Consider the following 19090-nt stretch of genomic DNA (forward strand, 5'->3'; position numbering starts at 1 on the left):
ATACATTCATGTTTGTATGTAAATTATCAATACGAGATTTTGGTATAGTAGTTGTGAGGGCAGAACCCTCAGAAATTTACATACATACGTGTATGTTAATTGTATTTATACCTTGCTCCTGCAGCCGGCAGGAGTAGTAATCCCCTGCAAATAAAGCTTCACGAACGACGCTGCCTGATCTTTCAGCGAGAACTGTGGAGTGTCGGTCACCGAGCGCTCGATCATCCAGAGCAGCACGATGCCGTTAAGCATGCCATAAGCCGTGATGGCGGCGGTCATCGGGTCTACATCCGGGCGCACTTCTCCGGCCTCTCTGGCCTGTTTGATCAGATCGGCGATATACAGCACAGATTCTTCCTGCGCGTGCTTTTTATCCTCCAGCTTTAACGAGAGTTCCGGGTCTTCCGACATCTTAAAAATAGTGATCTCCTGCAACGCCCGGTAGTCATCGTCCTCTTCGCAGAACTGCATCAGGCGGACCATCATTCGCTCCAGCAGCTCGAGCGGTGTGCCGCCTTCGGCCATCAGTTTTTCCACAAGGTCGCCGATGCGGGCGAAGCCGGTATCCACAATAGCGTTGAAAACGTCAGCTTTTCCGCCCTTGAAGTGCCAGTAGATAGCGCCCCGGGTAACACCGGCCTCTCTGGCTATGTCGTCCAGCGTCGTCGTAGCGTAGCCCTTTTTACTGAAGACTTTCAGGGCGGCGCTCAACAGCTTATCCCGGGTGACTTCGGCTTCCTCTTTGGTGCGTCGCATACATTAAGCATACATGCCAGTACGTATATAAATTTTACAATGACGACTGACCCGAAAAAAGATAAAAAGAGATTATTGAGCAGGCTGCTGCTCTACAGTATGCCCATCCTTGCGGAGCACTTCGATGGCCTTGTCCAGGTCGTAGTTTTTGACCATGATGTAGTCGGTGTCGTAAGACGAGAGCACGAAGATGCTCACACCTTCGCTGGCCAGGGGCAGGGAGAGCGAGGCCAGGATGCCGACGATGTCGAAGCCGAGCGGGCCCTGGACTTTCAGGCAGCGCCAGCCTTTGTTGATCTTGACGTCCTGCGGTATGCTCTCCTGCAGGCACACGATGGATAGCTCATCGTAGGTCCTGGTGATCGAGAAGAAGTCGCTGGACAGAGCCCATTCGGGTAACGGGGCATCCCTTTCCAGGGTACAGATCGCGAACACAGGGTTCAATACTAAGAGTGACAGCTTCATTTATACCTACGTTATGAAATTTGATACGATCGGTTATAAAGCTAATCGTATGGCGGCAGATCGCCTGGCAGCTTGATAATTACCGAGCTTACGTCAGGCCCTGCCCGCAGCACCCTCAGCACGGCCGGCGAAGGGTCAGGATAGACTCCGGGGAACTCCATCTCCCCGGCGCTGGCATCGGGCGGATATGCCAGCATATCCCGGGCAGGTGTAAAGTAGACTCTTACCCGGTCGTTGTTGCCCCTCGCGTCGATCTTTCTCCACTGCCCGTCTATGACTACGGCGTTATAACCGTGGAGCACGAAACCCCCTTCATCTCGCCGGACCCGCTCATAGCAGAACCCCGTAGGTATGTGGTGGTACCGGAGCAGGGCTGCGAGCAGGTTCGACTTGGCAAAGCAGAGGCCGTGCCCGAGCCGGATCACATCTGAAGCGGTACATGCCACTTCTTCGGAGCCCGCGTCACATGAGTGGGGATACTGGTCCCGGACCATCTCGAAAGCCCGTCTGATAGTATCCTGTTTAGTATCTCCCTCTACTGCCCCGGCCAGCAGGGCTACTGAGTGGTCGTCATAGTCGATGACGTCTGTAGGCCGGAGATATGCTCCAATGTTATCGAGGTGGTGTGACTCTAACCGATTCACTTCTTCTGCTCCATTAGCCTGTGAATGGCGTTCCCGAGACGGGCGATGCCGGTTTCGATCGCTTCCTCGCCCGAGTTCGTGTAGTTCAGCCTCAGGGTGTTCTGGCCTGAGCCGTCGGCGAAGAACGCCTGGCCGGGCACGAACGCCACCTTCTCCTTGATGGCGATGTCGAACAGCTCCAGGGAAGATATGCCTTCGGGCAGCGTGGCCCAGAGGAACATGCCGCCTTCCGGCCTGGTATACCGGACCTCTTCGGGGAAGTGCTTTTCGATGGCACGCACCATGGTATCCCGCTGTTTCCTGTACATCGCCCGGATCTTCATGATGTGGGAATCCACATCGTTAGTGATCAGGTACTGGTACACCACCCGTTGGGTGAAGAAGTTGGTGTGCAGATCTGTGGCCTGCTTGGCGATCACGATATTTTCCATCACTTCCTTCGGCGCCACCAGCCAGCCGAGACGCATGCCGGGGGACACGATCTTGGAGAACGAGCCGAGTAGAACACCGTTCTCCATGTACTTTTTAACCGGAGGCATATCATCGCCCATGTAGCGAATCTCTCCGTAGGGGTCGTCTTCGACGAAAGCCGTGCCGTGCTCGTTCAGCAGAGCCGCCACATCTTCTCTTTTGCGTTGGGAGTAAGTGATGCCAGTCGGGTTCTGGAAGTTTGGCACGGCGTAGAATAGCTTGATCTTTTTTGTGGCAAGCTCCTCCGCCATCTCCGCCGTATCCGGGCCATCGTCCCTCAGCGAGATTGATCGGAACTCTGGCTGGTAGAGGCCGAACGCCTGCAGTGTGGCCAGGTAGGTCGGCCGCTCGACCAGGACTTTATCACCCTTGTCGATAAACACCTTGCCGGCAAGATCGATGCCCTGCTGGGAGCCGCTGGTGATCATGACCTCGTCAGGATCGACCTTGAGTCCTCTGCGGGCATACCGCTCTGCCACGTACTCCCGCAGCGGCCCGTATCCTTCAGTGGTGCTGTACTGGAGCACGCTCTCGCCGCTCTCGTTCAGTACGGCAGTAGCCGCTTCAGAGATCTCCCTGACGGGAAAAGAGGCCGGGTTCGGCAGGCCGCCGGCAAACGAGATGATCGAGGGGTCCTGGGTCACTTTCAGGATCTCCCTGATGAACGACTTATGCACGTTAGACATTCTGTCAGCGAAGGCTATGCTCATAATAATACCTGTATAATTAATCATCTGAGATGTTGTCTAAAAAATTGGGCCGAATCTGTGCGGCCAAAGCACGATAAATAAAAGAAGGCTGGTTCTCTAAGGTTTTTTGGCCTTTTCCATCGCGTCGAGGAGCGCACACATGTGGCAGTAAATCGTCCGGAGCTTCTCATCCTGCCCGATCAGCTCTGCCTTTTTCTGGATATGTTTGCCGTCGACGAGCTCGTCTCCGCAGTTCTTGGCGAGACGGTTGATGCTGTCGTCAGACGACTCCAGGTGGAACTGTAAGCCCAGCACTTTTCCGCCGTTGTACTCAAAAGCCTGGTTCTCGCAGGCCTCGCTGTAGGCCAGTCGCGTTGCGCCCGCAGGGATGCCGAACGTGTCGCCGTGCCAGTGGAAGGCTATGAACCTGTCGGGCAGTGCTCCGAAAACGGGGGAAGCCTTGCCCTCCGGCGTCTTCACGACCTCGTACCACCCGATCTCCTTTTCCTTGTTAGGTGTCACCTTAGCGCCGAGCACGTCGGCGATCATCTGTGCGCCGAGGCAGACGCCGAGGACCAGCTTTCCGGCATCGATGGCTTCTTTGATGAACTTTTTCTCCCGCACCAGCCAGGGGTAGTCCTTTTCCTCGTAGATGTTCATTGGGCCGCCCATGACGATGAGCCAGTCGAAGCTCTTCAGGTCAGGCAGGGCTTCGTCGTAGTACAGGACAGTCTTGGTGACGGTATGGCCCTTGTTTTTAGCCCATACCTGAATGTTGGCGATGTTTTCGAACGGGACGTGCTGAAGGTAATGCAGGCGCATGTAGATCTCCTCCCTCTTTACAAAATATTTTCGAGTATCTGCACCGCATCCCTGACACAGGCTGTGCACTTGACGTTGATCAGGTTCCTGCTGGCGAACTCTGCCTTGCCCTCAGGGGTGTTCAGGTCGCAGCCCAGAACCTCCTTACAGACGACAGATCCGTGGCGAGCCTTGAACTCGTCCATGAACCGCCGGGAAATCTCGTAGGTCTTTTCCTTAGCTTTGAGGTCGTCGATCGTGCACCGCCCGTGCCTGAGGCCGATGGCCATCAGCCCTCCGGAGACTGCGCCGCAGACGTTACCCGTGCTGGCGATCCCGCCGCCGAAGGCAGTAGCCACTTTTAGGGCTGTACAGGAGTCCATACCCATGTCGCCTGAAAATGCAGTGAACACTGACTGCGAGCAGTTGAAGCCTGATTTGAAACACTCGACCGCCAGGTCGCTCTTGCTTTTTCCATCGCCGCTCATGTAATACCACTTCTAGAGTAACTGGCCTTTCGAGACCATAATAACTTTGCCACCCACCTTCACTGCAATATGGCCAGGCTGCCGGGAAGCTTTGAGCCGCAGCAGGGATGGCCGGCCCATATCGTACCCCTGCTCTACTCGCACGTCAACATTTACTTCTCCGAAATACCGGTGCTCGACCAGATATCCCCCAAGACAGCCGCAAGCGCTGCCGGTTGCCGGATCCTCCGGCATGGTCTGGAAGATGGTGAGCATGCGGGCTGCCAGCTGGTTTTCGCTGCTTCCGGGCTCGGCGGAGAACAGGTAGATCATGTCTCGCCCGTGAGTCTTAGAAAAGGCCTCGAAAGCAGGCATGTTGCGTTTAGCCCGGTGGAGAGCGCCGTTACTCTTTAAAGCGACGATGACGAAGGGCAATCCGGTGGACACCTCCTGCACAGGGAACCTCGTATCGATGTCGGATAACTCGAGGCTGAGCACACTGGCGATTTCGGCCGGCTCAAAGAGCCTCCCGAAGGCCGGGGGCTTCTGGTCCATCCACAGCACGCCGTCAGGCTGCACTGATACTGGTATCTGGCCGACTTTCAGGTTCAGCTTAACCTGAGGGCCAGGCGTACCCATAATCTCGTGGAGGATGACGTAGGCTGTCCCGAGCGTGGGATGGCCGGCGAAGGGAAGCTCTTCCTCAGGAGTAAATATCCTCACATCGTAGCCGCCGTCCCGGGGAGTATCCGACAGGATGAAGGTAGTTTCTGAATAGTTCATCTCCCGTGCGATCTTCTGCATGATTTCCGGGGAAAGATCGGCCGCATTGCGGAAAACGGCAAGCTGGTTGCCCGCATATCGCTCTTCAGCGAAGACGTCGAGCGTATACATTGGATGAGGGGCCATAAAGATACCGATGAAGTAGTATCATGGCCATAAATAATAAGTGTGTCCGATCAGACTGCTGATCGGAAGAGTGCCGATACACTCTGCTCAGGCATAGGTGTGCTGCAATAAAACGGCGTCCCGCTTTCTGCCACCGCACATGCCAGCATCTCTTAGCATACCAAGCGCTTTGAAACCGCAGGACTTGTGCAGCATCACCGCAGGCAGGTTATCGGGCACAATGCCGCAGATCAGCGAGTCTATGCCCTGTTCTTCCGAGTACTGGATGGCTGAGTTTAACAGCAGGCGGCCGATGCCTTTACCCCGGTATTCCGGATCTACGAAGACGCCGATACGACCGACGCCCTGAGGCAACTCCGCCTCCTCCAGCGGTGTAACGATTGCCCAGCCCACTACCTTATCGTCCAGCTTGGCCACCAGGTTTTCCCCGCGCTCGAAATCGATCCATTCCGCCGGATCATCGGCATCCAGCACATGATCGCCGGAGGCCACACCATTCCTGAAAATCGAGCAGACCTGATCCTGATCGGAGACCGACATCTCCTGAATAATGTAATGTTCCATCTTTTCTTCTTCCCCCGTTATTATGAGACAAACCGGGACATTTGTTCTTTCCCGGAGATTCGGCGGAAAACTGAGAGCCAGAGATTTCCGGGCCCGGTAAAGTTGATAGCTGATCAGGGCTATTGGAATAGCCAGAGGTATTATCCTGGTTACGCCGACACCCACTATCGACCCTGCCACTGCCATGTGCTGCGGGGGCGGGATATGTATAACCGTACTGCTGGTGGCTTCGATAGTGGCGATACTCGCGTCCTGCGGTATCTCGACCGGGCTGGCCCTGTGGTTTTTTAAAATGTTCGGATCGAGGTCAGGTAAGAAGTAACCACTGCCCGGACATGTTTACCTCGGACAGATCGATCGCTAAAGCTGGCAGCAGTCGAGTGATAGCCGCCTGCTACGTGATAAGAATTATATACATACACAGTAAAGAAGGAATGGTGTTACCCACACACATTTATAAAGGTGTCGGACATGCATAGCAACGCATCATCGAAGCCGTCCGTTCTCCCCTACAAGGAGCTCGAAGAGTCGGTCTGGAAAAAGGACGTGTGTGCAGGCTGCAGAGCTTGCATCACGATATGTCCGGGCAACACGCTTGCCTACGACGTCGAAGAGCACAAGCCATACCAGCACACGCCGTGCGTGGACTGCAAAGCATGCCTGGAAGTGTGCCCGAGGACGCCGGCTAACTATGCGGCCTTCAGGTCACCCGAAATCATCGGCCCGTACCTGGACATCAAGAGCGCCAGGGCAGGAATCGAAGTCGAGCGGAGCCAGAACGGCGGAGTCGTCACAGCGCTCCTGACCGCTGCCCTGGAGGAAGGACTCGTCGACTGTGCGCTTGTGATGGGATCCGACCGCTGGGTCCAGAAAGCTCACCCGATGATCGCCTATTACCCTGAAGACCTGAGCAAAGCTGCAGGCAGCAAGTATGACTCCAACGGCATCCTCGAAGCGCTGAAAACGGTCGCTGGCGATGACAGTATTCGCAGTGTAGCCGTTGTTGGCACTCCTTGCGCCATCCAGGCCATCGGCCTGCTCCGTGCCTCTACAAATGAGTACGCCATGAAGCTCGCCCGGAAAGTCAGGTTTGCCATAGGGTTGTTCTGCTTCGAAGTCTTCGATGACTCCATGGTTGGAGAGGTCTCGAAGCGCCTCGGTGTGCCTACCTGGCGGATCACGAAGATGAACGCCGCAGAAGGCAAGATGACGGTCACCCTCCGGGGCGGGGAAGTTAAGGAGATCCCACTGTCGAGCCTCGAAGGCTTCGTGCGGAAAGGCTGTAAAGCATGCCCTGACTTCACTGCGAAGTCGGCCGACATCAGCGTCGGCAGCGTCGGCAGCAAGCCGGGCTTGAGCACAGTCATCGTCAGAACTGCCGCAGGCCTGGGCTTGTATGAAATAGCAGAGGACATGCAGTACATAGAAGCTGTCCCCGGCATCAATGCGGCAGCCATCGAAAAAGTCGGCAGGCTCAAGCTTAAGAGGAATGGCTTACTATAAGCCTTTCCTTAAATAACTGAGTGGCGGTACCTTTGTCATCAGCTATGGCGAACCGCCGTACTTCTCCCGGAACTGCTCTTTTCTGAGCCCGGTCAGGATGACGAGTAATTTAATTCTGCAGTCGTTGGTTTTTTCGAGCCTGGCACCGTACAGGACACGTATTGTCGGGTTGCACTTATTGTAAATGTACTCGACGATCTGGATCACGCCTTCCACCGACATATCTCTGCCGCTGGCCACATGTATGAGGGCGCCCGTTGCTTCTTTGTAGTCCAGGGCGGAGAGGGGGTGGTCCATCGCTCGTTTGATCACCGTGAGGAGATTGTCATCGCTCCGGTCCCGGCAGGTGAGCATGACGCTGAGGCCGCCTTCTTTGAGCAGTTTCTGCAAGTCGAGCAGGTTCATGTGGACGAGGGGCCGCTGGGTGCTCGACTCCACGATGGTCTTGATCTTTTCGGCAATCAGTTCGTCTGCAATACCGTACGCGTTCTGCTTCGGCATTTCGGGGTCGTAGCCAGGGAGACGGTCGAAGTCGATCACGATCGTGGTGCTGGCGATATCCAGCATCTTCTCAACCCCTTCCACGGCCTTTTTCCTCGCCTCGACCTCGTCGCTGAACGGCAGGGTCACGATAGCGACCACTACTGCGCCGTATTCTTTCGCTATCCGGGCGACGACAGGTGCTGCTCCGGTGCCGGTGCCGCCGCCCATGCCGGCCACGAGGAACATGAGCTTCGTCGCCCTGAATGACTCGTCCAGCTTCCAGCCTGACTTCTCCGCGGCCAGCCTGCCGATTTCGACGTCTCCCGCTGCCCCGGACTCCTTGATCACAGACTGGCCGATGAGGAACTTTTCATCCGCCCTGATCACGCTCAGGCGACGCTCGTCAGTGTCGATGGCAATCAGGTGAGCGCCGAAGGCGCCGATGCTGTACAGGTAGTTGAGGACGTTGCAGCCGGCACTCCCGACTCCTGCGATCCTGATCTGCTTGGGGAAGTAGTTGTATACTGCTTCGTCTCCCATCGTGGTCTGCTTTATGGGGTCCGGAACAAACATATGCGTCAGCACCTCGGGAAGAAAACTGCTCTCGGGGCAGATAATTGCCCATTCGCAATGGCTTAGTTTGCAGATCATAGAATAAAAATTTTCCCGGACAAACTGTAGGAAAACATGATAGTGGCAGATTACCCCTCGCATGAATCAAAAACAATAAATCAAGTAAACTTGAGTTAAGGTAAATAAAATTTATATATGATAATCGCTTAAAGGCCAGACAGCAGGTGCATTATCGTATGAGTTTTCTTGAGCAGGCTAAAAGAGGAGAAATTACCGAAGAGATGAAGATCGTTGCCCGGGACGAGGGCGTTACCCCCGAGTTTGTCCAGCGTGGCGTCGCCGCAGGGAGGATCGTCATCCCCGTGACACCGTACCGGAACATCAGGCCGGTGGGCATAGGGGAAGGCCTCCGGACCAAGGTCAATGCTTCGATCGGCACCTCCTCGGACATCGTCGACGTCGATACTGAAGTCAGAAAAGCGATCGCGGCAGAGCAGGCCGGAGCCGATACCCTGATGGAGCTGTCTACCGGCGGCGACTTCTCCGAAATCCGCAAAAAGGTGTGTGCCGCGACGTCGCTGTCGGTGGGCAGCGTGCCGCTGTACCAGGCATTCATCGAGGCCGCCCGCAAATACGGCGCTGTGGTGCATATGAAAGAGGATGACCTGTTCAGGATTACGGAGGAGCAGGCTAAGCTGGGCACGAACTTTATGGCTATCCACACCGGCATCAACCGTATTACTGTGGAGCGGCTGAAGAAGCAGGGCAGGCATGGCGGCCTCTGCAGCAGAGGCGGAGCCTTCATGACTGCCTGGATGATCCACAACGACAAAGAGAACCCCCTGTACAGCGAGTTCGACTACCTGCTGGAAATCCTGAAAAAGCACGAGGTCACCCTTTCGATGGGTAATGGCATGCGCGCCGGCGCGGTGCACGATGCGACCGACCGGGCTCAGATTCAGGAGCTGGTGATGAACTCCGAGCTGTCCGACCAGGCCTACGACTTTGGCGTCCAGGTCATAGTGGAAGGCCCCGGCCACGTCCCCCTGAACGAGATCGAGGCCAACGTTATCCTGATGAAGCGCATGTCGGGGAACAAGCCATTCTACATGCTGGGACCCCTTGTTACGGACATCGCCCCGGGCATGGACAACATAGTGGCCGCAATCGGGGCGTCGATGTCAGCGGCATACGGCGCTGATTTCATCTGCTATGTCACCCCGGCGGAGCACCTGGCGCTGCCCAACGTGGAAGACGTCAAAACCGGCGTCATGTCAGCGAGACTCGCCGCCCACATAGGAGACATGATCAAGTACGGCAAGCGTGACAGGGACCTAGAAATGGCCCACGCCAGGAAGAACCTCGACTGGAACCGCATGTACGAGCTCTCGCTGAACCCGGAACTGGCGAGAGAAATCAGGTCGAGCCGGATGCCGGAAGACAAGGAAGCATGTACAATGTGCGGAGACTACTGTGCGGTAAAAATCGTCCAGCAGACCTTTAACTTCTGACCAGAGATGGTATGATCGTTCGCTGGCAGCCGGGGCAACCAGCTACATCCCCGGCTGCAACCGAGGTTCGCAGGGTGTACAAGTAAACTTGCGTTAAATCAAAGAAAGTTTATATGGGTTGAGAACTTACTTAGCAATCGGAACGGATCGTTCTCCAGGTGTTATACCCCCTTTAAATCAGAATGTCAGTTTGAAAAACGGGACGGGTGGTCTGCCGGCGAGTGTTGCCGGCACCATTCTTTGTCTGGTTGTGCGTATGTTTAGTCTGGCACGACGATCTTTTGTTCTGCTGCACCGCCGAAGCCCGAGCCGAAGGCTCCATGGTCATTAGTATGCTATATACCAGCCGAAGGCTCCGTCATTATTTACCATATTTCAATCTGTCAGCCATCATCTGGGGAAGGCCTGCCTCTTTGATCTTTTCCTGCACTTTAGTGTAGTCGTAGCTGACCCTGCGCACGGTGAACTCCTGCTTTTCAGTGTCCCATATGCCGTAGCTTGCCCGGGGATCTCCGTCTCTCGGCTGGCCTACGCTGCCCGGGTTCAGGATGATCTTGCTGCCGCAGACCTTTTTGAGGGGTACGTGAGTGTGTCCGAAGACCACTACCTGAACGTCGTAGGGGTCGAAAACCTGGCAAAACCGCTCGTGGTCGTTCTCGAAGATGAACTCCTCGAGCCTGCTCGGGCTTCCGTGGTAGATCGTGATGCCGTTCAGATCGATATGGTCTGGCAGCGTCTCCAGAAATCTCAGGTTGTCTCTGGTGATGTTCTCGGTAGTCCACCGTACTGTCTGTATGGCCACGGGGTTGAACCACTGCGTGTCTCCCGTGACGACCGCGTTATCGTAGTTGCCCTTGACACACTTAACCCGGTATTTCTTCAGCAGTTCGACGGTCTCGTTAGGGTAAGGATTATAGCCTACAATGTCGCCTGCACATAAGATAACATCGACGTCCTTCATATCGTCCAGGACCGCCTGTAATGCGACGACATTGGCATGTATGTCCGAAATGAGGCCGATCTTCATTTCCATCTCTCAGCTCCAGCTTTTAATTGGCCGCGGTTGTTTAAATATTTGTCAGGCCGTTTTATTTAAAAAGGGCAGGGAAAAGCCGCTTAAACGATAACAGGGCAAGTGATCAGGTATTACCTGATCCTCACCCTTTCCCCGGTGACCATGTAGATCGTCCAGGACGCTATGACGCAAGCGTGATCTGCCGATCTCTCCAGGTACCGGGCGACAAAAGACAGGTGTGACGCTATGTCAATAGTTGACGGATCATTGATCATGACGTTGATCAGCTCTCTCCTGATCCGATCGTACTGGGCATCTACCACATCGTCCCTCGCGCTCATGGACTTCGCCAGCTCCACGTTCCGGTCCCTGAAGGCGATAAAGCTGTCACGTACCATGGCGTGTACATTTTCATACATCTCGCAGACGTCCTTGATCTGGGGCAGCAGCTCTTCCCCATCCACCTTTATCGTGATCAGGCCGATATCCCAGGCCAGCCTTGAAAACCGGCGGCATTCTGTCAGTATTTTCAGGACGGTGCTGATGAACCGCAAGTCCGAGGCCATGGGCTGCTGAGTTGCAAGAAGCTCGATGCACTTGTTTTCCAGCTCGATTTCGCGGTCTGCCATCCTATCGCTCTCTTCCATGACCTGTTTAGCCAGCTCAAGATCCTTGTTGACCAGCGACCGGAGCGATCTGGACATCAAACGGAGGGAGTCTTCCCCCATCTGGAAAAAGTCGTCCTCGAGCTGTTTGATCTGCTGCAAATAGTATTCTCTAGACATGTACCCCTCTCCCTCACCCGAACCTGCCGGTAATGTAGTCCTCAGTACGCCTGTCCGCCGGGTTCTCGAACAGCTTCTTCGTATAGTCGTACTCGATTAGCTCTCCCATCAGGAAAAATGCCGTCCGGTCAGAGACACGGGCTGCCTGCTGCATGTTATGGGTGACGATGACGATCGTGTATCGCTCCTTCAGCTCTCTCATCAGGTCCTCTATCTTAGACGTCGCGATCGGGTCCAGCGCCGAGGCCGGCTCATCCATGAGGATGACTTCCGGCTCGACCGCTAAACACCGGGCAATGCATAAGCGCTGCTGCTGGCCGCCGGAGATACTGAGCGCCGAGTCTCGTAGCCTGTCCTTCAGCTCATCCCACAGGGCTGCCTGCTGTAAGCTTCTCTCGACAATATGGTCGAGGGTTTCCCGTTTTCGGACACCATGAATTCTCGGGCCATAGGCAACATTATCGTAGATAGACATCGGGAACGGGTTGGGCTTCTGGAAGACCATGCCGATGTCCTTGCGTAGCGCAACTACGTCGACGTCCCGATCGTATATGTTTTTGCCCCGGAAGCCGAGGGTTCCGGTGATCTTAACTCCGGGCAGCAGGTCGTTCATGCGGTTCATGCACCGGAGATATGTAGACTTCCCGCACCCTGACGGTCCGATTATCGCTGTGATGCTTTTTTCAGGTATGTCCATATTGATGTTCTTGAGCGCGTGAGCCTTGCCATAGTACAGGTTCAGGTCTCTCGACTCGATGACTGCGCTGCCCATTATCTTCTACCCCCAAGTTTTGCGATATACCTCTTCGTCAAGTAGTTACTGGCGATCGTGATGGCCAGGATCATGATAATCAGCACTGCCGCTGTCCCTAATGCATTCTTCATCGACAGGTTTTCCGTGGCCAGGATAAACATGTGGACTGTCATCGGCCGGACCGGATCGAAAAGCGACTCCGGCACTCTCGCTACGCTGCCTGCAGTCAGCAGCACTGCAGCCGTCTCGCTGACAGCCCTCCCCATGCCCAGGATGACGCCGGTCATAATACCGGGGATGGCGGTCGGCAGCACGACTTTGCGGATGGTCTGCAACTTGCTGGCTCCCAGCGCCAGACTGCCCGATTTGTAGGAGTCAGGCACGGTCTTGATAGCCTCTTCTGATACCCGCAGGATGATGGGGAGAGCCATGAGAGCGAGCGTCAGACCGCCGGCCAGCAGGGAGAATCCCATCCTCAGGTAGTACACGAAGAACAGGTATCCGAACAGGCCAAACATGATCGACGGGATTCCGGCGAGGCTGTCGGCGCCAAACCGGACGATGGTAGCAATCCTGCTCCTGCCGGCATATTCTGCCATGTAGACGGCTGCTGCGACCGCCAGCGGAGTCGCTACCAGCACGGCGATCAAAGTGATTTCAATTGTGGCCACGATCGTGGGGAAGATGCCTCCCGCCCGCTGCATGCCCCGGGGCGACTGGGTCAGAAACTCCAGGCTGACCACGGGCAGGCCGTTGATCAGCACATAGCCGATTATGACGAGCAGGATCAGCACGGTCAGGATGCCGCATAGCCAGAGCAGCCCGATGCCGACGTTGTTAACTACGTACCTGTACTGGGCTGCCATACTACATCCTCCCGGCGTTGAGCCTCTTTTTCTTCGCGGAATATATGATCAAGTTCAGGATCATGATGACGATCAGGAGCACGATACCTATGGAGAACAGCGCATCCTGGTGCCTGCCCGACGCGTACGACCACTCCAGCGCGATCGCCGCCGTCATCGGCCGGACCATGTCGAGCACTGAAGTCGGGATAAGCGTCGAATTGCCGCAGACCATCAGAACCGCCATGGTTTCTCCTATCGATCTGCCCATCGCCAGTACTGCCCCTGTGACGATGCCCGATAGCGCGGCGGGCACCACGATGCCCGTGATGACCTGCCACTCTGTGGCGCCCATGGCCAGCGAGCCTTCCCTTAGTTCCCGGGGCACAGCCCGCAAGGCATCTTCTGAAACACTGATGATGGTGGGCAGGATCATGATCGCGAGCACTACGCCGCCTGCCAGAATACTGAACCCGTTGCCGCCGAGGTAGTCCCGGATGAGCGGCACCAGCAGGATCAGGCCGAAAAGGCCATAAACGACCGACGGGATCGCTGCCAGGGTCTCGATGGCCGGCCGGATCACGTCCCGGACGCCCGCTGGAGCCACTTCCGAGATCAGTATGGCACAGCCCACCCCCAGCGGCAGCGCGATCAGCAGAGACAGGGTCGTAACTGCAAAAGTCCCTATGATCATGGGCAGTATGCCGTACAGATTGTGCTCCGGGCTCCATTTCAGGCCGCCGACAAAGTTTGCCGGGCCTTCGCTGAGAATCACCGGAAGCCCCTGCGCCACGATAAAGACGATGATGAGGAAGATGGTGACGATAGAGGATAGGGCACATACCAGAAGGCCTGCTTCTATGATTTTTTCCGTAGTCCTGCTCATGAAGTCACCACTGTGATACTTGTCCTGGCAGCGGCCTATACAGTCACCAGCCTGCCCTCTGCCAGGAGCTTCTGCCCTTCTTCGCTCAACGTGTACTCTATGAAGGCTTTCGTTACCGGGTCCGTCGGCTCGCCTTTCGTCACGAACAGGAACGGCCTCCGGATCGGATAAGTACCATCCTTGATGGCATCTGCGGAAGGCGCAACACCGTCTACGGCCAGGACCTTCACAGAATCGTCCAGCGAGCCGTAAGAGATGTACCCTATGGCATTTCTGTCACCAGATACGGTCTGGGTGATACCGCCGGTGCTGCCAAGTGTCACTGCTCTGTCAGTAAGGTTGGTTTCGCCCATGACGATCTCCTGGAAAGCGGCCCTGGTGCCCGAGCCCGACTCTCTCGTCACGACGGTAACAGGCGCATCGCTGCCCCCGACATCCTTCCAGTTCGTAACTCTGCCCGCAAAAATATCCTTAATCTGCTGCCGGGTAAGGCTGGATAATGGGTTAGCAGGATTAACGACGACAATGATGCCGTCATACCCGATGACGATCGCCCGGAGGCCCGAGGCTTTCTCTTCCTCGGTCAGCTCTCTGGAGGACATGCCGATCTGCGCAGTGCCATCCTGAGCAGCTTTGATGCCCGCCCCGGAGCCGCCGCCAGATACGAGGGCGTCGGCGCCCGGATACTTGACTGAAAAGCTGTCTGCCAGCTCTGTAGCATAAGGTTGGACAGAGGTTGACCCGATAATTTTAACCCTGCCGGACAGTTCGTCATCCTGCGTAGTTACACCGGGCGGTGCGCTGGTACAGCCGGGCACCAGCATTCCTGCTCCTACGATTGTGAGAGTTATCAGCGCGATCAATAACTTTTCGCCCATCATCTGCTCGTTCACCTTCAGAAGCCAGTGCGTCCGCGGCCTGTTAAATATTATCTATGTAGGCCCGGTAGTCATATTTAGAATATATAGAAAAACGTGAAAAAGGCGCTTTTGCGCGTGAAAACCCGGAGTGCCGGACAGGCATGGTAGCCATTCAGTATATGCTGAAGCACTATACCTGGCGTCAAATAGCCTGCAAAAATTCAGGATAAAATTGCCGGGGCTTTAAGCCCTCACAATACTCTCGATAGCATGCAGCGGCCTCAGGTGACAGACGATCTCGCCCCTGCGGCAGGTCGTCGACCGGCCAGTATCCGGCCGGCAGACTACTTAGGGGTCGAAGAAACTGCCGAGTTGATGGCGATTTCAGCAATATTGCAGCCATAATCGCACACCCTGTCGATGCTGTCGAGGATGATCCCCAGCGGCACAGAGATGTCGGAACTCAGCTTCAGCACTTCCTCGTCGAGCTTTCGGAGCTTTTGCGTAGCTTCCTGTCTCAGGATAAAGGTGGAGTTAGCCTGGTTAATGTTCCTCTTGAACATGGCGTCAATCGCGTTTTCGACGAGCTTCATGGACTGCCTGTTGGCGTCCTCGATGTCGGCGAGGACGTCGTCTGGCACAGTTTTATAGCCGATCTGCTGCACCATGTTACAGATCTTGGCCGAGTGATCCCCGATCCGTTCCAGCGGGGTTGCACAGAGCCTCATGTCCAGGTGCTCTTCCATAGACATGGCGAACTTATCTGCTATGGAGATATTCCTCATGACCATGCGGAACTGCTTGGAGACGAGCAGAAAGAGCTTATCGACCTCGATGTCGCGGTCGGACACATCTTTGGCAAGGTCGAAGTCCTTTTCCTTCAGCGCTGTGATCGCGTTTTCCTGCATGGAGCTGACAATCATAAACATGCGCTTGATGCTCTTCTTAACCGATAGCTCGGCGGGGTTCAGGGTGTCCTGGAGCACGATCTGATCGGAGGTCTCCTCTATGATCTCCGGGCCGATGAGCATGTTGACAGTCTTCCTTACAGTATCGCGCTGCTTTGACAGGATTTTACTGGACCGAAGCTCGATAGAGTTGTAGCCGGCGATATAAGCGCCTATGATCTCCCTTATGAGGTTGTCGCCGTCTTTGCCCTCGATGTAGATCGTCTTAGTATGGTAGACTTCAGGAGCATTTCGAGTCCTGACCGCAAGCGAGCCGTCGGTCTGCGGGATCAGGCTGACTTCGTCGCCTCCTTTCAGGTTGACTTTAGTGGCCCATGATTTCGGAAGCGATACGATCAGGGTCGTGCCTCCTGTAACCTGTACTTTCCGTGTCTCCATATTCTCTCTCATAGTTCACCATTAATCTGCATACATCTGCATATACCTATATGCTATCTACATAGTGTATATAGTAGTATATAGTCAATATATAGCTTAAATGTTTTTGCAGAGCAGTAAGCGATCGATCAGGATGATGTCTACGAAAGTTAGATAATCATAGTCACCCGATACTGTGTGAACATGCCAGCGAAAAAGAGAGATCATTATTACAACAAAGCTAAGCAGATGGGCTATCGCTCGAGAGCGTCGTTCAAGCTGCAGTTCATCAACAAAAAGCATCACATCATCAAGAAAGGCGATACCGTAGTAGACCTCGGAGCGGCCCCCGGCGGGTGGCTGCAGGTCGCGAAAGAGCTCAACGGAGGCGGCAAAGTAATCGGCGTCGACCTCCAGCGGATAGAGCCCATAGAAGGTGTCGAGACGATCAAGGGAGACATGACTTCTCCCGAGACTCAGGCCAGAATCTTCGAGATCGTGGATGAAGTAGATACGGTCATCTGCGATGCCGCACCCAACCTGTCCGGCAACTGGGCCCTCGACCACGCCAGGTCCATCGATCTGGCCACGGTAGCGCTCGACGTGGCTACGAAGCTCCTTAAGAAAGGAGGCAATTTCGTGGTAAAAGTATTCCAGGGCGACCTCTATGAGAACTACGTGAAAGAGGTAGGAAAGCGCTTTTCCTACGCCACGACTTACAAGTCCCAGGCATCCCGCCAGCAGAGCGCAGAGATCTACGTGATCGGCAAGGGATTCCTCACCACCAGCCTTCGCAAAGGCGACGTCGTGGACGTGACGATCGATGCGATGGGCAAGACCGGCGATGGCATCGCCCACGTCGACGACTTCGTGGTCTTCGTCAAAGGCGGCAGCGTCGGCGATAAGCTAAAAATAAAGATCACGGATGTCAAGCCCTCGTTTGCCTTCGCGGACATTGTGGAAAAAGAAAAATAACTTATCCTATTTTGATCTGATGCCCCGGGCTTCCTTCTGGGCATCGCTGATCTTTTTGAACTTGAGAGCCTTATAGCCGAGGTAACCGAGGAACACGAGGACGCACAACACAGTGAGGATGTCGACGTAGATCCAGTACTCCTCAATCAGGCTCCAGTTTTCGCCCAGCAGGACGCCCGAATAGGCCAGGGCAAAGCACCATGGGACCGAGCCGACGAACGTGGCGATGGTGAAGTTCTTAAAGTCCATCCTGGCAATGCCCGCGGGCAAAGAGATAAACGTCTTGAAGATAGGCAGGAGCCGCGATATGAAAATCACCCTCGCACCGTACTTCTTGAACCAGGCGTCGGCCACGTCCATCTCGTGCTTCGTGATAAAGAAGTACTTGCCGTACTTTTCCAGCAGCGGCCGGCCTCCGTAGTAGCCGATCGCGTAGGAGAGCACTGCTCCGATCAGGCTGCCGATGCTGCCCGCCATGCCTACCCAGAAGAAGTCCAGCCTGCCCTGCTGAGCGGCGAACCCTGCGAAAGGCATGACGATTTCGCTTGGGACTGGCATACAGGCACTCTCCAGCGTCATCAGGAACACAACACCCGGGTAGCCGAAAGCGCAAATCAGATCAACTATATACTTGCTGAGGAATTCAAAGAGTACCAAGCGAACACCACATCTTTTATTTATCTCTTAATATTTAAACAATGCTGTAAGGGTTGTGAAGCTACACGGTAATGGGCACGACAGACTTTAATATTTTTCCTGCCCCCGGCCGGCTACCAATACTTTTATTATATAACGCTTATAGAGTAATGCATCTCTAAACAGGCACAGGTGGGTTATACCGATGTTCTCCATCAATGAAAATGTGACCGGCTACGTCGATGAGCTGCTAAATAAAGAAGAAGAGCTGAACGTCAAGTCGCACTACCTGGAAAACCAGGCGACCGTAATCGACTGCGGAGTCAACACGATCGGCAGCATCGGCGCCGGCATGCTCTATGCCAGCATTGCAATGGGCGGCCTCGGCCGGGTATCCATGGTCCCGGGCATCATCGACGGGCTCTACCTGCAGTTCTCCCAGGTCTGGATCGACCGCCCCGCCATCGCCTGCCTCGGCTCACAGAAACCTGCGTGGAAGCTGAAAGCGGAAGGCTTCGCCGGTACCGCATTCGGCCCCGCCCGGGCAAGCGCCCAGAAACCCAAAGCCCTGTACCAGGCGATAAACTACTCGGACGATGCTGAGACCGCTGTCATCAACATAGAGGCCACTGCACTGCCTACGGAGAAAGAAATAGACAACATTGCAAAACAGTGCTCCACAGATCCGGAATGTGTCGTGGCGCTGGTAGCCCCGCCAGGATCCATCGTCGGCACTTTCATGACCAGCACGAGAGCGGTAGAATGGGTCATGAACCGCCTGCTACAGCTCGGCTATAACACCAGCGACGTCACCTCCGCTTCCGGAGTCGTACCAGTAGCGCCGCTGTGCCCCACCGACCAGGAATGCATGGGCTCGGCCCTCGACGCAATCGCGTACTACGGCATGGTTTCGCTTTACGCAAAGGACGCGAACGATGCATTCAAATCCGCAACCTCAGACGCGTCAAAAGTGTACGGAAAGAGCTTCAAAGCGCTTCTCAAAGACGCCCAGGGCGACTACTCCAAAGTCGACCCCGCCATGTTCGGCCCCGCCAGACTCATGGTCAACGGCCTTGACGGATCTCTGAAGACATACGGACGGCTCGATCCTTCGATGCTGCTCACGTCGTTTGGGCTGAAAGTCTGACTACTTAAAATTAATTACTTTTTTCA

At 55.2% G+C, this 19090-nt stretch carries 21 protein-coding genes; 4 read left to right on the plus strand and 17 right to left on the minus strand.

The genetic code is table 11. The features are described from left to right. Positions 1 to 105: 105 nt before the first annotated feature. The 8 genes from RCI_RS02420 to RCI_RS02455 form a co-directional block, all read right to left on the minus strand. Entirely contained in the window at positions 106 to 756 is a 651-nt protein-coding gene (locus tag RCI_RS02420; RefSeq protein WP_012034785.1) for a TetR family transcriptional regulator, read from the minus strand. Between the two features lie 72 nt (positions 757 to 828). Further along, positions 829 to 1221 carry an ACT domain-containing protein gene (locus RCI_RS02425; protein ID WP_012034786.1) on the minus strand — a complete coding sequence of 131 codons (393 nt, stop codon included), beginning with the start codon at positions 1219 to 1221 and terminating at the stop codon, positions 829 to 831. Positions 1222 to 1262: 41 nt separating this feature from the next. Next, positions 1263 to 1865, minus strand: coding sequence for a transglutaminase-like domain-containing protein (locus tag RCI_RS02430; protein WP_012034787.1), 603 nt, complete (start codon positions 1863 to 1865; stop codon positions 1263 to 1265). Next, positions 1862 to 3046, minus strand: coding sequence for an aminotransferase-like domain-containing protein (locus RCI_RS02435; protein WP_012034788.1), 1185 nt, complete (start codon positions 3044 to 3046; stop codon positions 1862 to 1864). Before RCI_RS02435 ends, RCI_RS02430 begins: the two co-directional genes overlap by 4 nt. Positions 3047 to 3142: 96 nt before the next feature. After that, on the minus strand, positions 3143 to 3847 hold the full coding sequence (locus tag RCI_RS02440) for a type 1 glutamine amidotransferase (protein ID WP_012034789.1): 705 nt from the start codon (positions 3845 to 3847) through the stop codon (positions 3143 to 3145). 17 nt (positions 3848 to 3864) lie between these two features. Next, positions 3865 to 4314, minus strand: coding sequence for a C-GCAxxG-C-C family protein (locus tag RCI_RS02445; protein WP_012034790.1), 450 nt, complete (start codon positions 4312 to 4314; stop codon positions 3865 to 3867). A 12-nt stretch (positions 4315 to 4326) separates the two neighbouring features. After that, positions 4327 to 5202: a PhzF family phenazine biosynthesis protein gene (locus RCI_RS02450; RefSeq protein WP_048197898.1), complete on the minus strand. Its 876-nt coding sequence runs from the start codon at positions 5200 to 5202 to the stop codon at positions 4327 to 4329. A gap of 87 nt (positions 5203 to 5289) precedes the next feature. Next, entirely contained in the window at positions 5290 to 5766 is a 477-nt protein-coding gene (locus tag RCI_RS02455; protein ID WP_012034792.1) for a GNAT family N-acetyltransferase, read from the minus strand. Between the two features lie 471 nt (positions 5767 to 6237). On the opposite strand from RCI_RS02455, the gene RCI_RS02460 reads away from it, so the two are divergent. Further along, complete coding sequence (locus tag RCI_RS02460; RefSeq protein WP_012034794.1) at positions 6238 to 7269, plus strand: Coenzyme F420 hydrogenase/dehydrogenase, beta subunit C-terminal domain; 1032 nt, start codon at positions 6238 to 6240, stop codon at positions 7267 to 7269. Between the two features lie 42 nt (positions 7270 to 7311). Here the strand turns inward: RCI_RS02460 and RCI_RS02465 are convergent, their stop codons facing one another. Next, on the minus strand, positions 7312 to 8403 hold the full coding sequence (locus RCI_RS02465; RefSeq protein ID WP_158308854.1) for a cell division protein FtsZ: 1092 nt from the start codon (positions 8401 to 8403) through the stop codon (positions 7312 to 7314). 158 nt (positions 8404 to 8561) lie between these two features. Here RCI_RS02465 and thiC point away from each other — a divergent pair, with 158 nt between their 5' ends. Further along, a complete protein-coding gene (thiC, locus tag RCI_RS02470; protein WP_012034796.1) occupies positions 8562 to 9836 on the plus strand; it encodes a phosphomethylpyrimidine synthase ThiC in 1275 nt (424 codons plus the stop codon). A gap of 361 nt (positions 9837 to 10197) precedes the next feature. Here the strand turns inward: thiC and RCI_RS02475 are convergent, their stop codons facing one another. The 7 genes from RCI_RS02475 to RCI_RS02505 all read right to left on the minus strand — a co-directional run bounded on the left by RCI_RS02475 (position 10198) and on the right by RCI_RS02505 (position 16339). Beyond that, complete coding sequence (locus RCI_RS02475) at positions 10198 to 10869, minus strand: metallophosphoesterase family protein (protein ID WP_012034797.1); 672 nt, start codon at positions 10867 to 10869, stop codon at positions 10198 to 10200. A 113-nt stretch (positions 10870 to 10982) separates the two neighbouring features. Then, positions 10983 to 11636: a phosphate signaling complex protein PhoU gene (phoU, locus tag RCI_RS02480; protein WP_012034798.1), complete on the minus strand. Its 654-nt coding sequence runs from the start codon at positions 11634 to 11636 to the stop codon at positions 10983 to 10985. Between the two features lie 13 nt (positions 11637 to 11649). Then, positions 11650 to 12408, minus strand: a complete 759-nt coding sequence (gene pstB / locus RCI_RS02485; RefSeq protein WP_012034799.1) for a phosphate ABC transporter ATP-binding protein PstB — start codon at positions 12406 to 12408, stop codon at positions 11650 to 11652. Further along, positions 12408 to 13256 (minus strand): phosphate ABC transporter permease PstA, encoded by an 849-nt coding sequence (gene pstA, locus RCI_RS02490; RefSeq protein WP_012034800.1) that lies wholly within the window; start codon positions 13254 to 13256, stop codon positions 12408 to 12410. Before pstA ends, pstB begins: the two co-directional genes overlap by 1 nt. 1 nt (position 13257) lies before the next feature. Then, positions 13258 to 14121: a phosphate ABC transporter permease subunit PstC gene (gene pstC, locus RCI_RS02495; protein ID WP_012034801.1), complete on the minus strand. Its 864-nt coding sequence runs from the start codon at positions 14119 to 14121 to the stop codon at positions 13258 to 13260. A 35-nt stretch (positions 14122 to 14156) separates the two neighbouring features. Further along, positions 14157 to 14999 carry a phosphate ABC transporter substrate-binding protein gene (locus RCI_RS02500; RefSeq protein WP_012034802.1) on the minus strand — a complete coding sequence of 281 codons (843 nt, stop codon included), beginning with the start codon at positions 14997 to 14999 and terminating at the stop codon, positions 14157 to 14159. Positions 15000 to 15325: 326 nt separating this feature from the next. After that, entirely contained in the window at positions 15326 to 16339 is a 1014-nt protein-coding gene (locus RCI_RS02505) for a phosphate uptake regulator PhoU (protein ID WP_231844914.1), read from the minus strand. 171 nt (positions 16340 to 16510) lie between these two features. Between RCI_RS02505 and RCI_RS02510 the strand changes: the two genes are divergently transcribed. Further along, positions 16511 to 17281: a 23S rRNA (uridine(2552)-2'-O)-methyltransferase gene (locus RCI_RS02510; protein ID WP_012034804.1), complete on the plus strand. Its 771-nt coding sequence runs from the start codon at positions 16511 to 16513 to the stop codon at positions 17279 to 17281. Between the two features lie 6 nt (positions 17282 to 17287). On the opposite strand, the gene RCI_RS02515 is transcribed toward RCI_RS02510, so the two are convergent. Continuing rightward, positions 17288 to 17938, minus strand: a complete 651-nt coding sequence (locus RCI_RS02515; RefSeq protein ID WP_012034805.1) for a DedA family protein — start codon at positions 17936 to 17938, stop codon at positions 17288 to 17290. Positions 17939 to 18122: 184 nt separating this feature from the next. Between RCI_RS02515 and mch the strand changes: the two genes are divergently transcribed. After that, on the plus strand, positions 18123 to 19064 hold the full coding sequence (mch, locus tag RCI_RS02520) for a methenyltetrahydromethanopterin cyclohydrolase (protein ID WP_012034806.1): 942 nt from the start codon (positions 18123 to 18125) through the stop codon (positions 19062 to 19064). The last annotated feature ends 26 nt before the right edge of the window (positions 19065 to 19090 follow it).

It is taken from the genome of Methanocella arvoryzae MRE50, assembly GCF_000063445.1.
GTDB lineage: Archaea > Halobacteriota > Methanocellia > Methanocellales > Methanocellaceae > Methanocella_A > Methanocella_A arvoryzae.